This is a genomic window from Pseudomonas simiae (assembly GCF_000934565.1).
Classification (GTDB): Bacteria; Pseudomonadota; Gammaproteobacteria; order Pseudomonadales; family Pseudomonadaceae; genus Aquipseudomonas; species Aquipseudomonas simiae.
Genome location: NZ_CP010896.1, coordinates 1,590,434 through 1,605,075 on the forward strand (window position 1 = coordinate 1,590,434; position 14,642 = coordinate 1,605,075).

The 14,642-nt window shown below is 56.8% G+C and carries 19 protein-coding genes and 1 tRNA gene; 8 read left to right on the forward strand and 12 right to left on the reverse strand.

What is annotated here, in order from left to right:
• The first annotated feature begins 13 nt into the window (after positions 1-13).
• A tRNA-Ser gene (locus PF1751_RS07140) sits at positions 14-103 on the forward strand.
• A 670-nt stretch (positions 104-773) separates the two neighbouring features.
• Positions 774-1,670: an SDH family Clp fold serine proteinase gene (locus PF1751_RS07145; RefSeq protein ID WP_044286767.1), complete on the forward strand. Its 897-nt coding sequence runs from the start codon at positions 774-776 to the stop codon at positions 1,668-1,670.
• A 17-nt stretch (positions 1,671-1,687) separates the two neighbouring features.
• On the opposite strand, the gene PF1751_RS07150 is transcribed toward PF1751_RS07145, so the two are convergent.
• From PF1751_RS07150 to PF1751_RS29190, 11 genes are all read right to left on the reverse strand, one after another.
• On the reverse strand, positions 1,688-2,902 hold the full coding sequence (locus PF1751_RS07150; RefSeq protein WP_044286768.1) for an Arm DNA-binding domain-containing protein: 1,215 nt from the start codon (positions 2,900-2,902) through the stop codon (positions 1,688-1,690).
• The gene (xisR, locus tag PF1751_RS07155; RefSeq protein WP_008036021.1) at positions 2,899-3,114 is read right to left on the reverse strand and encodes an excisionase family protein; all 216 of its coding nucleotides are present in this window, start codon (positions 3,112-3,114) and stop codon (positions 2,899-2,901) included. Before xisR ends, PF1751_RS07150 begins: the two co-directional genes overlap by 4 nt.
• Positions 3,115-3,280: 166 nt before the next feature.
• The gene (locus tag PF1751_RS07160; protein WP_044286769.1) at positions 3,281-5,230 is read right to left on the reverse strand and encodes a DNA cytosine methyltransferase; all 1,950 of its coding nucleotides are present in this window, start codon (positions 5,228-5,230) and stop codon (positions 3,281-3,283) included.
• Entirely contained in the window at positions 5,227-5,796 is a 570-nt protein-coding gene (locus PF1751_RS29405; RefSeq protein ID WP_226994541.1) for a hypothetical protein, read from the reverse strand. Before PF1751_RS29405 ends, PF1751_RS07160 begins: the two co-directional genes overlap by 4 nt.
• On the reverse strand, positions 5,793-6,335 hold the full coding sequence (locus PF1751_RS07170; RefSeq protein WP_044286770.1) for a phosphohydrolase: 543 nt from the start codon (positions 6,333-6,335) through the stop codon (positions 5,793-5,795). The genes PF1751_RS29405 and PF1751_RS07170 overlap by 4 nt, the downstream gene beginning before the upstream one ends.
• Positions 6,332-6,553, reverse strand: coding sequence for a hypothetical protein (locus PF1751_RS07175; protein ID WP_044286771.1), 222 nt, complete (start codon positions 6,551-6,553; stop codon positions 6,332-6,334). Before PF1751_RS07175 ends, PF1751_RS07170 begins: the two co-directional genes overlap by 4 nt.
• Entirely contained in the window at positions 6,550-6,951 is a 402-nt protein-coding gene (locus tag PF1751_RS07180; RefSeq protein ID WP_044286772.1) for a hypothetical protein, read from the reverse strand. The genes PF1751_RS07175 and PF1751_RS07180 overlap by 4 nt, the downstream gene beginning before the upstream one ends.
• Positions 6,952-6,997: 46 nt before the next feature.
• Positions 6,998-7,324, reverse strand: a complete 327-nt coding sequence (locus PF1751_RS07185; protein ID WP_044286773.1) for a pyocin activator PrtN family protein — start codon at positions 7,322-7,324, stop codon at positions 6,998-7,000.
• Between the two features lie 155 nt (positions 7,325-7,479).
• Positions 7,480-7,764, reverse strand: a complete 285-nt coding sequence (locus PF1751_RS07190; protein WP_044286774.1) for a phage antirepressor KilAC domain-containing protein — start codon at positions 7,762-7,764, stop codon at positions 7,480-7,482.
• A 9-nt stretch (positions 7,765-7,773) separates the two neighbouring features.
• A complete protein-coding gene (locus PF1751_RS07195; protein WP_044286775.1) occupies positions 7,774-8,355 on the reverse strand; it encodes a hypothetical protein in 582 nt (193 codons plus the stop codon).
• The gene (locus PF1751_RS29190) at positions 8,352-8,528 is read right to left on the reverse strand and encodes a hypothetical protein (RefSeq protein ID WP_167337364.1); all 177 of its coding nucleotides are present in this window, start codon (positions 8,526-8,528) and stop codon (positions 8,352-8,354) included. Before PF1751_RS29190 ends, PF1751_RS07195 begins: the two co-directional genes overlap by 4 nt.
• Positions 8,529-8,738: 210 nt before the next feature.
• Between PF1751_RS29190 and PF1751_RS07200 the strand changes: the two genes are divergently transcribed.
• Complete coding sequence (locus PF1751_RS07200) at positions 8,739-9,761, forward strand: hypothetical protein (protein WP_044286776.1); 1,023 nt, start codon at positions 8,739-8,741, stop codon at positions 9,759-9,761.
• Between the two features lie 8 nt (positions 9,762-9,769).
• On the opposite strand, the gene PF1751_RS28220 is transcribed toward PF1751_RS07200, so the two are convergent.
• The gene (locus PF1751_RS28220) at positions 9,770-10,501 is read right to left on the reverse strand and encodes a LexA family protein (RefSeq protein WP_044286778.1); all 732 of its coding nucleotides are present in this window, start codon (positions 10,499-10,501) and stop codon (positions 9,770-9,772) included.
• A gap of 78 nt (positions 10,502-10,579) precedes the next feature.
• On the opposite strand from PF1751_RS28220, the gene PF1751_RS07210 reads away from it, so the two are divergent.
• The 5 genes from PF1751_RS07210 (at position 10,580) to PF1751_RS07230 (ending at position 14,471) form a co-directional block, all read left to right on the forward strand.
• Positions 10,580-10,840, forward strand: coding sequence for a hypothetical protein (locus tag PF1751_RS07210; protein WP_044286779.1), 261 nt, complete (start codon positions 10,580-10,582; stop codon positions 10,838-10,840).
• A gap of 328 nt (positions 10,841-11,168) precedes the next feature.
• Complete coding sequence (locus tag PF1751_RS07215) at positions 11,169-11,687, forward strand: phage regulatory CII family protein (RefSeq protein WP_032889628.1); 519 nt, start codon at positions 11,169-11,171, stop codon at positions 11,685-11,687.
• Complete coding sequence (locus PF1751_RS28225; protein ID WP_476726662.1) at positions 11,569-11,907, forward strand: TraR/DksA family transcriptional regulator; 339 nt, start codon at positions 11,569-11,571, stop codon at positions 11,905-11,907. The genes PF1751_RS07215 and PF1751_RS28225 overlap by 119 nt, the downstream gene beginning before the upstream one ends.
• Positions 11,897-14,113, forward strand: a complete 2,217-nt coding sequence (locus PF1751_RS07225; protein ID WP_044286783.1) for a VapE domain-containing protein — start codon at positions 11,897-11,899, stop codon at positions 14,111-14,113. The genes PF1751_RS28225 and PF1751_RS07225 overlap by 11 nt, the downstream gene beginning before the upstream one ends.
• Positions 14,106-14,471 carry a PA0613 family protein gene (locus PF1751_RS07230; protein WP_044286784.1) on the forward strand — a complete coding sequence of 122 codons (366 nt, stop codon included), beginning with the start codon at positions 14,106-14,108 and terminating at the stop codon, positions 14,469-14,471. The genes PF1751_RS07225 and PF1751_RS07230 overlap by 8 nt, the downstream gene beginning before the upstream one ends.
• Positions 14,472-14,642: the final 171 nt, after the last annotated feature.

Genomic DNA, 14,642 nt, shown 5'->3' on the forward strand with positions numbered 1-14,642 from the left:
GATGCGCGCCGTTGGAGAGATGCCAGAGTGGCCGAATGGGACGGATTCGAAATCCGTTGTACCTTCACCGGTACCTAGGGTTCGAATCCCTATCTCTCCGCCATTATTGAATACGTCTAAGCCCCTGTAATCGTTGAAGATTACAGGGGCTTTTTCGTTTCTGATGACTTAATGAGGGCATTTTTAGGGCAGTATTTCGACGCTGTACACCGCTCAAGGACGCTCAGCGCCGACATGGGGTCCGTACAGGGCAAAGAATACTTATCGTCGGAACTGCATTATCGGCGGCGCTTGATAAAAAAATGCAATGGCGCATCACGTTGCCATCAGCTAGATTCTGATTGCAGATGAAAAGCGCAATATTTGCCTAGGAATTCAAGATCCGAACGCCGGAACCATTCGTCGTTACGACTATCGGATACATTAAGAATGTACGTTTGGTGCTTCAAATGTCTGTAGCCATTTGCTAGCATCTCGTACCAAATTTTTGGGCTCGTATGGATACGAGACTTTATCGGAGCTGCATATGCAAACAAATCGTACTGATTTCGAGGCTGGTTTCGCACTTCTAGGGTTGAATCCTTCCCCTGGCGCTGCTTATCAGGGCGCACATAGCTACGCTCGTCAGTTCAAGAAATGTTCGATTCTGACTGAGGCTAGCGTAGGTTACGCTGCCACTTCTGCAGGCAGCGCGGCGAAAGTCATATCCAAAAAGTAATTCAGTATTCTCTCAAAAGCCCGGTATTCAGCCGGGCTTTTTTATGGACGCTTATATGCCAAATTGGACCCAGGTTTTAGAAGAGATCGTTATCAAGGCTCAGTCGAGCACGAACGCTGTTGACGAAGTACGCAGAAAGTACCTGGGGCTTTTGCAGAAGAAGACAGGCCGTAACGTCATTGCCTATTACTCCGGCTTCCTTCAGAAGCCGGGTTATGCGTTCGGGCAAGTGAACGATGACGATAAAAATGGATTTATGAATGCGGTTCACGGCCTGGATCGCAGTCAAGGTTTGGATTTGATCCTACACACCCCGGGTGGCGACTTGTCCGCTGCGGAATCTATTGTTCATTACCTGCGTCAAATGTATGGAACCGATATTCGGGCGGTGATTCCGCAGCTAGCGATGTCGGCCGGCACTATGATCGCCTGTGCGTGTTCTGAAATTATTATGGGCAAGCAATCAAATATCGGGCCATTTGACCCGCAGTTTGGCGGCATTCCGGCACACGGGGTTCTTGAGGAGTTCGATAACGCTATCGAGGCGGTTAAGCGCGATCCCGGTTCCACACCGATCTGGCAGGCAATCATCAATAAGTACCATCCTACCTTTTTGGGGGAGTGTGAGAAGGCAATTGAGCTAGCAGATCTCATTGTTAAAAATTGGCTCGTGAGTGGCATGTTTAAAGGCGATGCGGATGCGGTCGCAAAAGCGGATAACATCGTCCTTGCGCTGAATGATCACGCTGGAACCAAGACTCATTCCCGGCATTTGCATGTTGAGGATGCGGTGGGTTTTGGTCTGAAGGTGGTGAAGCTGGAAGATGACGAAGAGCTGCAGGATTTGGTGCTTACAGTGCATCACGCTTATATGCATACATTTGCAAACTCGCCTGCAGGCAAGATCATTGAGAACCATAACGGCAGCGCTATCGTTCTGTTTTCTCAATGATCAGTTGAGCCTTTAGATTAGGACCGAAATCCCAGCATGGCAGAGACCATACCTGCCATGCTCTTGGTATCTCTCGGTATCCATCTGCCGTAGTGCTTTCTGACCATCGTCGTGTCGGCGTGCCCCAGTTGCCTGGCGACCCATTCGACCGGAACATAGCTCGACAGCATCTGACTGGCAAATGTGTGGCGACACTGGTTGGCTCCTCGATGGCGGACTTCTGCCTTTTGCAAGTGAGCTGTAAACCAGTTGCTCACTGTCTTGCCATTCCAGAGCAAACCGCTGGTGGAGCTACGAAAAAGAAACCTGACTTTCATCTTCTTCGACGTGATGTTGTCGCGCTGGATGATGGTGATATCAACAGTCGGTGCTTCCTTGGCAGCGGCGACAATTTCTCGCATCAACTTGAGAGCTGGGTCGATCAGCTCCACGACTCGAACCCTGGAGCGCTCTTTGGGGACTTTGAATTCACCGACGACCAATGCCCGGCGGACGTGTACCAGGCCGGCTTCGAGGTCGACGTCTTCAACGGCGAGCCCGATGAGTTCGGACAGGGACAGCCCGGCCCAGCAGTTGAACTCAATCATCCGGGCGTCAGCACGCCGGTTGGGATCTGCTTTGCCGATCAACTCGATCTCGGCGCGACTGAAGGGGTCGGCATGCTCCAGGTCAACGTCAGATCCAACGTTGCTGATCCTGTCGAGTGGGTTGGCTTTCAAGATGCCATCGCCGAAAGCGTCGGCCCAGACCCCGCGGACAACGGTAAAAATGTCGTTCACAGTCTTTGGGGCTAAGCCTTGCTTGAGCAACTGCGCTTGAAACAACTCGATGTCGCTCTTGCTGATGTCGACGATCCGGCGCTTGCCGAATTTCTTCTCGACGTGAACGGCCTTGCTGACGTAGTTGACGACGGTGCTCGAAGCTTTGAGCGCGCGCTGAACCTCCAGCCAGCGATCAATGCCTTCCTTCACTGTGCGCTTTAGCGAAGGGCCGCCAGTCCCCGTGAACATGGCAGCCCTAGGCGAGTTCGGAAAGTGGGCCGCGTAGTCGAAGCGGCCCTCTTTAATTTCTGCAAGGATGGTGCGGCGCTTGTTGTCTGCATAGGCGATCGCGGCTTTGTTGACTTTCGAGATCCCTTCCAAGGGTTCCCGGCACCGTTGACCGTTAAAGATGAACCAGATGCGTAGCTGCTTGCCATTCATCTCAACGCCGGTCGGCATTTTGTCGATCATGGTTTTCCTTCCATCCAGCGCTCAATGGCCGCGCGGTTGTAGACGATCACGTTGGCTGGGTCGTAACGCCAGTGCTTGCCCTCGAGCCATAGGCCACGGGTGCGGTATTTGCGAACTGCTTCGGTGCTTAAGCCGAAGACTGGATACAGCAGGTCCTGGCGGAACCAGGCGCCCGGTGTAATGTGGAAGTCGAGTTTCTCTGCTGCGCTCATTGTGATCTGTCCCCTGCGCGCCGGGTGATGCCTTCGGCCTGGCGCTGCTTGCTGTATTGTTCGTGGCTACCGTGTGCCCGCGACTTATTGCATTTGTCGCAGATGGTTTGTAAATCGAGCGGGGGCATCTGCCCGCGCCGGATCCGGACTGTTCGACGAAGCGCAGTCATGCGGCCTCCTTCAGCGCTTCTGCTTGGCGCCACGGGTTGTTCGCTCGAGCCAGTGCTGCCATCGGCGGCGGGCTGACGCTGTTGCCGCACATGTGCACTTGTTGGGTCTTGGTGAACGGCTTACCGTCGGCGCCGTGGCTGATGATGTAGTCGGCCGGGAAGCCTTGAGCCTTGTACAGCTCGGACGGCTTCAGCATCCGCAGGCGGATATCGACGATCACGTACGGCATGCCCTTCACCATCACGGTGACCATTGCGAGCCGGTCCTTGGTGGTGATGGTTGGTGCTGGTGAGTCGCAAGCGCTGATGTTCTCGGTGCCGTAGTAGCTGATCAGGAAGGCAGCGATCCGCAGGGCACCAGCTTCGTGTTCAGGCGAGAGGGTAAGCGACACCAGCGAACTCTTGCCGCCGCCACCGGCAGTGATGGTCGGCGCCGGATCATCCAGGCCCTGGCCGACGCTGCCGCCGAATGCCCGCTCCATGAACGCGCTGACCAACCCGTGGTGCTGGCCGCCGGCGCTTATGGTGTGCAGTGGGTCGTTGGCGTCCCGTGCGTCACAGTTGCCGCGAAAGTGCACCAGGTTCGCTGTCGCCAGTTGCTGCTGGCTGCCGGTGTTGGTCACCGTGGTCATCGGGTCGAGTATGTCCTTGGCGTGTACGGTGTTGAATCCGCCATTGGCCTGGATCATCACCGCGGCGCTGACGGACTGGCCGCCTCCGCTCGCGGTTACGGTGCCGATCGGCCCCCAGATGTCGTTGACCCCGTGGGAGCGGCGTTTGTTTGCGCCGGAACCGTCGCCGTGCCCGGCCTGGACAATGCAGGCGGAAGCCAGTGCGTGTTTGACGCCCCCGGCGACAACGGTCCCCAGCGGCTGATCCACGCCCGGCACCCGTGGCTCTTGCCCTGGGCGTTCGCCGTAACCTGACTGAATCAGCGTGGGGCTGACCACCGAGAAGGCGCCGCCCTTCGGATAGGAGGTGATTGTCCGCAGCGGCTCATCGGCGGACTGCACTGCCTCACCGGACCAGTTGGCGATCGGCACAATGAACGGTGCTGCGCTATCGATGACGAATTTCTTCATCCCCTTTGCAACGCGGCGCAGGGTGGCCGGGGCCAGGTTCTTCTTGCGGCCGAAGATGCTTTTGCCCGGGTCGGTAAAGTCGATGCAGTCAGCGGCTGTTTTCCACTTCTGCTGGCCCTTGTTGGGGTTCTTGGCGTGTGTCGCCTCCGGCCACACAATCGGCTGCCCATCGCACCGGGCGATCATGAACAGGCGTTCCCTGCTGGTGGGCGCGCCGAAGTCGCATGCCCGGATCACCTTCCACTCCACGACGTAGCCCATGCCTTCCAGCAAGGCCACAAATCGGCGCCAGGTACGGCCGCGCTGTTTTGGGTCAGGGATCAGGAATTGCTGGCCCACCGGCACAACCTCACCAGGTGCGGCAACGTCGCCGCCTAGCTTCACCACGCGCCCGGTGGCCTTGTCGCGCTTGGCGATCAGTCGACCCCACTGCAGGATCTGCTTCACGTTTTCCAGGCTGATCACCCGGGGCCGCTTCATGCCTGCCCACTTGAGGCCGATCCACGACAAGTTGCGGATCTCGCGCTTGCGCGGCTGGCCGCCGGCGGCCTGGGAGTGGTGCGTGCAATCTGGCGACATGTGGAACCAGCCTACGGCTTTGCCGCCGCACTCGATGTCAGGGTCACCCTCGAACACGTCGGTGGTGAAGTGCCGGGCGCCGGGGTGGTTCACGGTGTGCATGCTGATCGCCTGCGGACTGTGGTTCTTCGCCACGTTCACTGCCCGGCCCAGACCAATCTCCAGGCCTGTACCAGCCCCGCCGCCACCACAGAAGAAGTCGACAACGATTTCGTCGTCCAGAGGGGAGAAGCCCAGGCGGTACTGCGTCTTAAGGTCGAGCGGTTGCGTTCTGAGGGTGGTCATGACAGAACCTCTAGAACTTGGTGGTGGCTAAAGATTTGCCGCTTCCCAGTTTCTACGTTCTTGGCGTAGAACTCATCGGGGCGTCGCCACCATATTTGGCTGTGGCTGGTAACTGCTACGGTGAGTTCCATGTGACCTATGCTGACTCGTAGCTTACTGCCGACTGGGAACGCACTTTGAATTGCTTTGGAAAGCCCCATTTGCGCACTTCTCAGCATCTCCTCGGCGTTGTGTATGGTCGTAAAGTCGTTCTGATCCTGGGTTCCGAGCATTATGGTTGGGGCTAGCAACTGCTCGCCCTTCGCAACGGCATCCAGATTGCCCGAAGCTTGCGTATACCCCACGACAGGCTGCGCGGGCGGGCGTTCCTGAGCGTTTAGCGTTGCATCAGCGAGCGCTGCCCCGCGCAGCTTTTCGTGGGGTATAAGTGCCTCGGCAGTGGCACTGGATGGGGCAATAATGCCTGCTGCTGCGCAGCAGAGACTGTTTGTTTCTAGCGTGTCGACGCCACCTGCAGCGCGGAGCAAAGCGGGCTGGGCGTTGGCGTTGTCCTGGTGGTTCTTCATGCCGCTTTCCTCCGGTGTTCGATTGCGAGTTGGTCCATCAGGCGCTGGTGATAGGTGAGTCGAGCTTCTGCTGCAGGCCATGGGCGGATGGTTTCGGCCATGGGTTCGATGCCGACCAAGCAATCCCAGATAGCCGGATCGGTTGGCATGAGGTCGCGGCGCTCTGTCGCCAGTGCAATCAGGTCGGCCTTGTAGATGCAGGCGGGGAGTTCTGGAGCGATGTCGAACCGCTCGCAAATGCGCCACCAGATGCAATCCTCGAAGTGCTGGTAGGCGCTAATCCACTGCTTGAGTGGCCGCGTCATGTCGCCCACGTACGCCTCGGCGGCGTCGTGCAGCAAGGCCGCGAGTTTGTGTTCTTCCGGCACCAGCTCGGCGACGATGCAGCTGTGCTGGGCCACGCTGTAGAACTCGCGGGTATGGCCGTTGAAGCGGCACAGATGGGCCAGCGAGTGCGAGATGTCCCGTGGGTCGATCATGTCGGCGTCAGGTTCGAACAGGTCGAAGCGCTTGCCGGTAGAGGTGAGGATCCAGTTCATGCGGCTTCCCTCACGAGATCGGCGAGCAGCAGGGCGTTGTCGGTTGCCTTGTGCAATTGGCGCAGAGCCTCGTAGCCGATCAGAGCTTTCAACTGCCGGTCGAGCTCTTTGTTGTAGCGGGTCAGGGCTCGCAGTTCGTTGGTGGTTTTGGCGTGTTGCTGCTGCAGTGTGCCGGCGGCTTGAGGGGTTAGGCGCAGCATGGGGATGGCGCGGCTCATGCTGCATCCCCCTTCAGCTCGAAGTGATCCATTAGCGCAGCCATGTCTAGCGCCTGGTCACGTAGGGCAAGTGCCTGCGTTGCTTGGCTTTCGGATCTAACGGCGCGGAAGGTGTCAGCGGCGAGCTTCAGTTTCTCGGCGATGGCGAGAAGGGTGTAGCGGTCTTGTGGCTCCCTACTCAACAAAAGCTCAGTGCGTCGGCATTGGTCTGACATTTTTTGGAGAGAGGTTGCGTATGCCGCTGAAGCTTCGTCCCGCCCCATGGTGTATCCGTGAGAGTGCCCTTCGCCGTAGCCATCCTCTCGGCCATCGGCCAGCCCGCCGCGGTATCCGACCCAATAAAGAGTCGCGGCGGCGATAACGATACTGATCAATGCGCAGATTTGAATTGCAGTCATGTGGTGTGCTCCTGGTGGTGTTGGCTGGTGGTGGCAGCCATCTGAGTTACTTGTCTTGCTCGCATGAATCGTTTTGCGGTCGCGGCATATCCTCGTCCGCCTTGTAGGCGCGGATGTCGATCAGTGCTGCGACATGCTTTATGTGGGCATACCGCAACGCCTTGACGCTGTGATCGAGGGTCGTTACCGGCAGTTGAATACGCCCGCTGTTGATCGCCTCAGTGAAGGTCTTTTCGTTGAGGTTCTTGAAGTAATGCACGCGCAGCTTTTCCAGTGGGATAAGCACGTCGCCGAAGAGTTGGTGAAGCATCTCGACGGTCGCGCTATCCGGTGCGGGTTGCAGTCGTAGCGGTGTTTGACTGATGTTGCTCATGGGCAGCGGCCTCCTTACGTTTGAGTCGTGAAGGGTGGTTCCAGGCATTTAGGCAATGGCGTTTGGTCAGCTCCCGCAGATGCTCCGGCACTTCGAGGAGCGCAGCGTTGCGCTCCTCGCGTGTGCCCATGGCGACGATCTGGCGGGCGTACTCCCTAGGCCACGTCACGGTTATCTGCCGGGACGGCTGGCAGTTCGAGGCCGAGCTGATTCGCCAGCCAGGGCATGCCGGCTTGTCGGACCTTGGTTGACTGGCTGTACTGCATGCCGGCTTTCTCGTGGTACCAGTTGCTGTCCTTGACCCGCAGGTACTCGCGATCACGGACGGGGAAGGCCGGTAAGTTGCTGTCATTGAGCAAGCCCTTTTCACGCATGAGCGCGATCAGCTTGGGGCGGGTGAGACCGAAGTACTTGGCGGCTTTTTCCAGGCTACGTTCCATCGCAACCTCCTAGGCTGCATGCGCGGCGGGAGTCGCCACGGCAGCCAGATGGGTGATGGACTCGGCCACCATGGAGTAGATCTCCACGTCACTGCCGTACACCGTGAAGCACTTAGTGCGTGGCTTTCTGACGCCGATGCTCATGATGGTGGTGATGCCAGCGCGGGTTTTGTTGCGGTGAATTGCCAGGTTGATCGGTTGCTCGAAGCCCATGTCGAGGCTGAGGGCGCCGCCGGTTTGCACTAGGTTGAAGACCTGTTGCCTGTGGCCGGTCGCGAACACGCCATAGCTGCGTTCTGCATGCGGCAGAGACGACGGATCGGCAGAGGTGGTTGGCCCGTTGACGATCTCCTCAATGAAGTCCGCAAGCTTGAGGTGCATCTTCTTGGTATTGGTCAGGGTCAGCGTGTGGCGTTCACTACCCAGTTCAACGGTGAAGTGCGTGTCGACTTTGCGGCGCTCGACGTTCAGGCGAAAGGCCAGAGCCTCACGCTGTGTTTCGGCGCGCAGCAGGTGGTTGAAGGTTTGGGTCAGGCTGACCTGGGCCTTGAGCAAGGTCAGGGTGCGGTTGTCGAGTTGGTACTTTTTCATGCCGCATGCCCTCCGCCGTTTGGATCGAAGGGGGCGGGTGCGTAGCGCTGTTTCAGCTTGGGTTTGGATGCGATGAAGGCGCAACCGCAGTCTTGTGCCAGGCGGCGGATTTCGAAGATGCGGGAGGGGTTAGCAGCGGCCGGGTGGACGTGCAGGGTGGCTGTGGTGTGCATAGTGTTGCCTCGCTCTGTGGTGAAAGAGTGAGAGCAATATCAACCGTTGGTTTATTTTTGTCAACAACCATTGGTTGATATTTGTCGGTTCTGTTGAGTTTAAAGCGAAATCGAATTAGCATCATATTGACATCACATTTCTACTCTGCGCGCTTTAAAGAGTTTCGATAAAGCTTTCTAATTAAAATAACCTATACTGGTCCTCAATCGATGAAGCACTTGCCGTTACTTTTTTCAAAATATCTTTGGCTAGGAGTTATCCTGCTTCTGATCGCAATTATTTTTAATAAGTATTTTGGACAGGCAGGCTTTTTGCCTTATGTTGTGATACAGCTTATCCAAAGTGTTGCGGTCGCAATTATTGTTGCTTCGATTTTTACTTATACAATGGGTACCGCTGAATTTGTTGATAAAATAAAAGATCTGCTAGAGGATGTGGTTGTAAGCAGGCGCTTTCTTGGAAATTTAAGTTCCAAAGATAAAGAGGAGGCCCTGCATGCGATACTTAAGGCGAGTGACGCGGAAAGTAAAATATACTCCAATATTACAAGGTTCTATTCCCATCATGTAAGTAAAACTCTTGAAATTAGGGAGAAGTGTGTAAGGAGTAATTACACGATAACGGCTAGGGCTTTTTATGACAATAGTAAAAAGTTAGTTGCCGTTAGTGGTATTTATTCATACAGGCTCTTTCCAGGTGCTACGGGATATCAGCCGATCAAGGTTGGGTTTGATGAAGGTGATATTCACTCCCGCATAGAGAGAGTGATCGTACACAAACCAAACGGCGAAAGGCGAGTATTCGAGGCAATTGAGCTTTTTCCACAGGAAAACGTAGGGGCACACGACAGGTTGGGATCGGTGGCTACTGAGGAAATAGGAAAAGGTCAAGATCATTTAGATATCGAAATTCATGTGCTTGAGTACGGCCTAGATCATTGGTTTATGTTTACATTCAAGGCGTTGCAGCCTACCGATGGGTTTAGATTGAACCTTATTTGCACTAACGGGCTTGAAGTTAGAAAGCACTGTGTTTTTGATGATGGAAACGCTTATCACGTTGACTCGGATAGCCCGCAAGAGCTTAACATCGCATGCCATCAATGGATCAAGGAAGGAGTCGGTGTATCTATCTTAATATCAATCCCTCACTCTTTCGATGGTAAGGGGGTGTCTTCAGAGGAACAGTTAGTTGCGTCGGAAATAAGCATGCCGCTCAGAGCTGTTCAATAATACTGTAGTCACTCTGGTATGAATGAGCCCACTACTTTTCCACAGATGTGGGTTTCTTCGGTTATTTCGATTATCGGATATTGAGGGTTTATAGGCTTGAGAAACTGACGTCCAGTATCTTCAACAAGAACTTTGAAGGTAGCCTCATTCGTTCTTGGTACCCTTGCTATCACTCGGTCTCCTGGTCGTGTTTCCGCTTCAGGATCAACAAAAATAATACAGCCTGTTGGGTAGCTTCGGCCTGGCCCTGGATTCGTCATGGAATCGCCTTGAACCTTCAATGCGTAACCTTGATTACTTATAGATACGGGACACGAGAGCCAACTGTCAGCTTCGTAGTATTCGAAGTTTGATGGGGTTTCACACCAAGCGCCTGCTTGGACCCAAGAAATTAACGGTACTTTTCCAAATTTTTGAGCTATCTCTCTTATATTGCTATCTTCTTTACTTTCTAAGACAACCGACTTGTGAGTGTCGCTTAAGTTTTTAGGTTTTACTCCGTACTCCAACCACTCTCGCCTAATTTGCAACCATGAGCATAGCTCAACCATGCTGTCTGCTTCAGCGATGGCATCGCCATTCAGCCATTTGCTGATTGCTTGTGGGCTCTTGTTAACACCAGCACTCCTCAAATGCTTATGAATATCCACGCCACGTCCCCGGGTGCGTACACCGGCATCGTCGAGTGCTTCGTGAAGGCGCGCCGTGAAAGCTGCCCGTAGCTCGTTCTTATCAACCATGAGTTGATACTCTCACAGGGGTTGCGCAATAGTCAGTTGATGTTAATATCAACCGCGAGTTGATAAATGGAGGTTGCCATGTTGGACCCCGCAGATTTTCCGAACGCCATCGCGTTCGCATTTGAAGCAGTAGGCGGAATTGGTGCCGCCGCCAAGGTGTGTGAAAGGAGTTATCAGGCGCTCAATAAGTGGCGCTTGGCTGCCAGCCTTCCCCGCACCGATTACACCGGTGAAACCCACTACGCAAAACTTTTGGCGACCGCTGCAGAGCAGAAGGGCAACGCGTTTGACGCTGCCTGGTTGCTCCATGCATCGGCCCCGCAGAAAGCTGCAATGTAGATAGAAAAAAGGCGACCCAAGGGCCGCCCAGTTCCTCCCGGCACACACCACCACAGTGCTGTCGGGTCGCGACGAAGGTAGGAGGGCACACCACATGCAAACCACCTCCCTTTATCGCGCTGCCAAGACACGGATGTCTTGGGTTGCTGCCTTTTCCACCACAGATTAGGCAGCTGTTGCGCCAGAGGTGAGCAACGGATTGTTCGCCTCGGCACGGTGCCGGTTTTGATCCACAGATCTAGCCGGCGTTTGGGCCCTTTCAAGCCACGCGGCAAATGTAACACCACTGCATGTCGCGGGGCACTGGCAACTTCGTAGGATTAATGCCATGAGCCGAGTAGCTTTAAGCTGTGTTGATCGAGCGCAAAGGGAAGTACTGACGCTCGAATTAGCCTTGTACCACGCCGCACGGGACTATCCCGGCGGTGCCGCTGCAATCGCCGCCACCACTGGTAGAAATGCCACCACGCTGCAGCACAAGTTATCTCCCACACACCCCTCGCATACGGTCAACATCCAGGAGTTTGGCGAGATTCTCGAACTCACCAAGGACCGCCGCATTCTCGATGCAGTGCATGGCCTTGTCGGTGACACGATCTGGCAGGAGTTGGCCGAGGCGTACACCAATGACATGCCCGAAACCCTAACCACGGGCATCGCGCAGTTCTTTCGGCAGGTCGCGGATTTGTCCGAGACCTGGGCCAAGCACATTGGCGACGGCAAGGTCGATGACGGCGAGTTGGCCGAGATACGTCAGTTGGTGTTTCGCGGCATTCAGGGATTGTTGGGCATGTACAACCGCGCCCGTTACGTCAACCAGACGACTCGCGGGGTGGAACGTGGCTGATATTGCTGACTTTGCAAATGACCTGGTGCAGGAGCGGCTTGATCAGGCTCAAGCCGCACGCGCTGCTCTTAAGCGCGCCACGGCTCTGCATTCCCTAATGTTCTGTGATGAATGTGATGAGCCGATCCCGGAAGGTCGCCGATTGGCGCAGCCTGGGTGCACCCACTGCATTGAATGTCAGGCCGCTGATGATCTGAGGGCTTCGCGTTATGCTCGATGAAGTAATCATCCAGTTCGCGGACTACGGCCTTGAGCCCGACCAACCTTTGGTGTTCGGCAAGCTCACCCGTTGCAAAACCACTCAGGACAAAGGCAAGGAAAAAAACGGCTGGTACATTGTCCATGAACACCGAACCGAGAAAAACGAAACGCTGATCTTCGGCAGCTTCGGTGACTGGCGCTCTGGTGACACCCAGAAGATCAAGGTCAAGGCCGGGCGCATGAGCCCTGAAGAACGCGAAGTCATGCGCGCTCGGCAGGAAGAGGCCAAACGCAAGGCTGCCGAGGTCGCCGCCAATGCGTCGCGTCGGGCCGCCAACCGTGCTGCCAGCCTGTTCAAACGCATGCCCGAGAAGGGCAAGAGCGCCTACTTGGATCGAAAGCAGATCGTCGGCTTCAAAGTCCGCTATGCGCCCCGTACCGGCGCATTTTTAGTGCCCATGTGCAACGTGCGCGACCAGATCGTCGGCCTACAGGTGATCTTCCCGGTCAAGCAAGAGGACACCGGGCGCGACAAAGCCTACTGGCCCTACGGCATGTCGAAAGAGGGCGCCTTCCACCTGATCGGCCCGCACCCTGAACCCGGCGAGCCGGTGCTGGTGTGTGAGGGCTACGCCACGGGCGCAAGCCTGCACATGGCGACGTCGCTCACTGTCGCCATCGCCTTCGATGCGGGCAACCTACTGCCGGTCTCGAAGGCGATGCGCGAGCGCTTTCCCGGTTGCCCGCTGATCATCTGCCGCGACGATGACTGGAGGACCAAGCGCCCTAACGGTGAACCCTGGAACCCCGGCGAAGAGAAAGCCGCCAACGCCGCGCTGATAGTCGGCGGCCAGGTGGTTGCGCCGGTGTTCTCCGGCGAGCGCGAGATCAAGTGGACCGACTTCAATGACCTGCACGTCGCCGAAGGTTTGGAGGCCGTCCGCCGTCAGGTGCTGGCGGTGGTAAAGCCTCCTGCAGCGGGTGGCTGGAAAGACCAGCTCGCCCGCACCGAAAACGGCTCGCTGATCGCGCACATGCAAAACGTCGAGCTGATCCTGGGTAATGACGAGCGCTGGGCCGGGGTCATTGGTTACAGCGTGTTCAGCTCCAAGATCGTCAAGCTACGTTCCGCGCCCTTCGGTGGCGGTGCCGGCGATTGGGCCGACATTGACGACATGCGAGTGATGAAGTGGCTCGCGCAGCAATACAACCTGCGGGTCAAAGCCTCCCATGTGATCGAGGCGGTCAGTGTGGTTGCCCACGACCACGCCTTTCACCCGGTGCGCGAGTACCTGGAGAGGCTGGAGTGGGACCGCGTACCCCGCATTGAAACCTGGCTGACCGATGTGTTGGGTGTCCATGCCAGCGAATATTCCGCCAAGGTCGGCAAGCGCTGGCTGATCTCCGCAGTTGCTCGGGTGATGCGCCCAGGCTGCAAGGCCGACTCGGTGATGATCCTCGAAGGCGGGCAGGGCGCCGGTAAGTCCACGGCTATGGGCGTCCTCGGTGGCGAGTGGTTCATGGACACGCCTTTTGCCCTCGGTGACAAGGACAGCTTCCAGGCGATTCGCGGCAAGTGGATCGTTGAGCTGGGGGAGTTGGACAGCTTCAACAAGGCGGAAAGCACCAAGGCCAAGCAGTTTTTCTCTGCGTCCACCGACACCTACCGCGAGAGCTACGGCCGCAGGACGAACGACGTGCCACGCCAGTGTGTTTTCGTGGGTACCACCAACCAAGAGGAATATCTCAAGGACGCCACGGGCAACCGTCGTTACTGGCCGGTGTTCTGTAACAAGGTCGAACTGGAGCAACTGCGCGAGATCCGCGATCAGTTGTGGGCCGAGGCGTTGTTCTGCTTCGAGGCCGGCGACATTTGGTGGGTGACTAAGGACGAATCGTGGATGTTCGCCGAGGCGCAGGACGAGCGCTTTGTGGTGGATGAATGGGAGGGGCCAATCCTCGCCTGGATGGAAGAGTCGCAGATCGGCGAAACCGCCACCGGCAACGAGATCCTGACCCAGGCGCTGAAGCTCGACTTCGGTCATTGGGGCAAGCCCGAGCAGATGCGAGTCGGGGCGATCATGCACCGGCTGGGTTGGCGTAAGCGACGCATGCCGGCTTTGGCAAAAAGCGGGGTGCGGCCCTGGGCCTACGAAAAGCCTGCGGGCTGGGGGCGTGCGCCTGCGTTGCAGCAGTCGGTGATCGAGGAGCCTTGCTTTGATTAAGCGAATCGACGAGATGCTCAAGCTCTGGGCGCAGGATCTGCATTCGCCTGTGCCGGACGGCGCGGGTGGACCGAGTGGCGGCAACATGATCGCCATGCTGATGGAGTGCAAAGGGGAGTTGATACGCGGTACGCGGGGTAGTCGGGTGCTGCTGGACGAGTCGGCCGACATTGAGCTGATCGTCAACAAGCACTTGCCGCCGCAGCTGTCGGTCGTCGTGCGCGAGCACTATTGCAACCAGGAGAGCTTCCTGTCGCAGAAGTACACCCACTGCGGATGCAGTCGGGATACCTACTATCAGCGGTTGCACGAAGCACACCTGCACATCGCCGGCATGCTGATGGGGAAGGCTGCATGACCCTCGGCGTCACTCCGCGTGCCCTTGTCCTACTGTCCCGCGTTGTCCGACTGCTATTTAGCGCAGTTGGACAGGCGCAGGCCGCGTCGTTGCTGGCCTGTCCTACCGTCCAACCTTCACCCGCCCCACGCACACATGAGCATAGCGGGTACGTAATCGCGCCCATGGCGC

What these genes read in the sequence shown, in the direction of transcription:
- PF1751_RS07145 (WP_044286767.1), top strand. Translation starts at nt 774, where the DNA reads ATGCCAAATTGGACCCAGGTTTTAGAAGAGATCGTTATCAAGGCTCAG.
- PF1751_RS07150 (WP_044286768.1), bottom strand. Translation starts at nt 2,902, where the DNA reads ATGATCGACAAAATGCCGACCGGCGTTGAGATGAATGGCAAGCAGCTA.
- xisR (WP_008036021.1), bottom strand. Translation starts at nt 3,114, where the DNA reads ATGAGCGCAGCAGAGAAACTCGACTTCCACATTACACCGGGCGCCTGG.
- PF1751_RS07160 (WP_044286769.1), bottom strand. Translation starts at nt 5,230, where the DNA reads ATGACCACCCTCAGAACGCAACCGCTCGACCTTAAGACGCAGTACCGC.
- PF1751_RS29405 (WP_226994541.1), bottom strand. Translation starts at nt 5,796, where the DNA reads ATGAAGAACCACCAGGACAACGCCAACGCCCAGCCCGCTTTGCTCCGC.
- PF1751_RS07170 (WP_044286770.1), bottom strand. Translation starts at nt 6,335, where the DNA reads ATGAACTGGATCCTCACCTCTACCGGCAAGCGCTTCGACCTGTTCGAA.
- PF1751_RS07175 (WP_044286771.1), bottom strand. Translation starts at nt 6,553, where the DNA reads ATGAGCCGCGCCATCCCCATGCTGCGCCTAACCCCTCAAGCCGCCGGC.
- PF1751_RS07180 (WP_044286772.1), bottom strand. Translation starts at nt 6,951, where the DNA reads ATGACTGCAATTCAAATCTGCGCATTGATCAGTATCGTTATCGCCGCC.
- PF1751_RS07185 (WP_044286773.1), bottom strand. Translation starts at nt 7,324, where the DNA reads ATGAGCAACATCAGTCAAACACCGCTACGACTGCAACCCGCACCGGAT.
- PF1751_RS07190 (WP_044286774.1), bottom strand. Translation starts at nt 7,764, where the DNA reads ATGGAACGTAGCCTGGAAAAAGCCGCCAAGTACTTCGGTCTCACCCGC.
- PF1751_RS07195 (WP_044286775.1), bottom strand. Translation starts at nt 8,355, where the DNA reads ATGAAAAAGTACCAACTCGACAACCGCACCCTGACCTTGCTCAAGGCC.
- PF1751_RS29190 (WP_167337364.1), bottom strand. Translation starts at nt 8,528, where the DNA reads ATGCACACCACAGCCACCCTGCACGTCCACCCGGCCGCTGCTAACCCC.
- PF1751_RS07200 (WP_044286776.1), top strand. Translation starts at nt 8,739, where the DNA reads ATGAAGCACTTGCCGTTACTTTTTTCAAAATATCTTTGGCTAGGAGTT.
- PF1751_RS28220 (WP_044286778.1), bottom strand. Translation starts at nt 10,501, where the DNA reads ATGGTTGATAAGAACGAGCTACGGGCAGCTTTCACGGCGCGCCTTCAC.
- PF1751_RS07210 (WP_044286779.1), top strand. Translation starts at nt 10,580, where the DNA reads ATGTTGGACCCCGCAGATTTTCCGAACGCCATCGCGTTCGCATTTGAA.
- PF1751_RS07215 (WP_032889628.1), top strand. Translation starts at nt 11,169, where the DNA reads ATGAGCCGAGTAGCTTTAAGCTGTGTTGATCGAGCGCAAAGGGAAGTA.
- PF1751_RS28225 (WP_476726662.1), top strand. Translation starts at nt 11,569, where the DNA reads ATGACGGCGAGTTGGCCGAGATACGTCAGTTGGTGTTTCGCGGCATTC.
- PF1751_RS07225 (WP_044286783.1), top strand. Translation starts at nt 11,897, where the DNA reads ATGCTCGATGAAGTAATCATCCAGTTCGCGGACTACGGCCTTGAGCCC.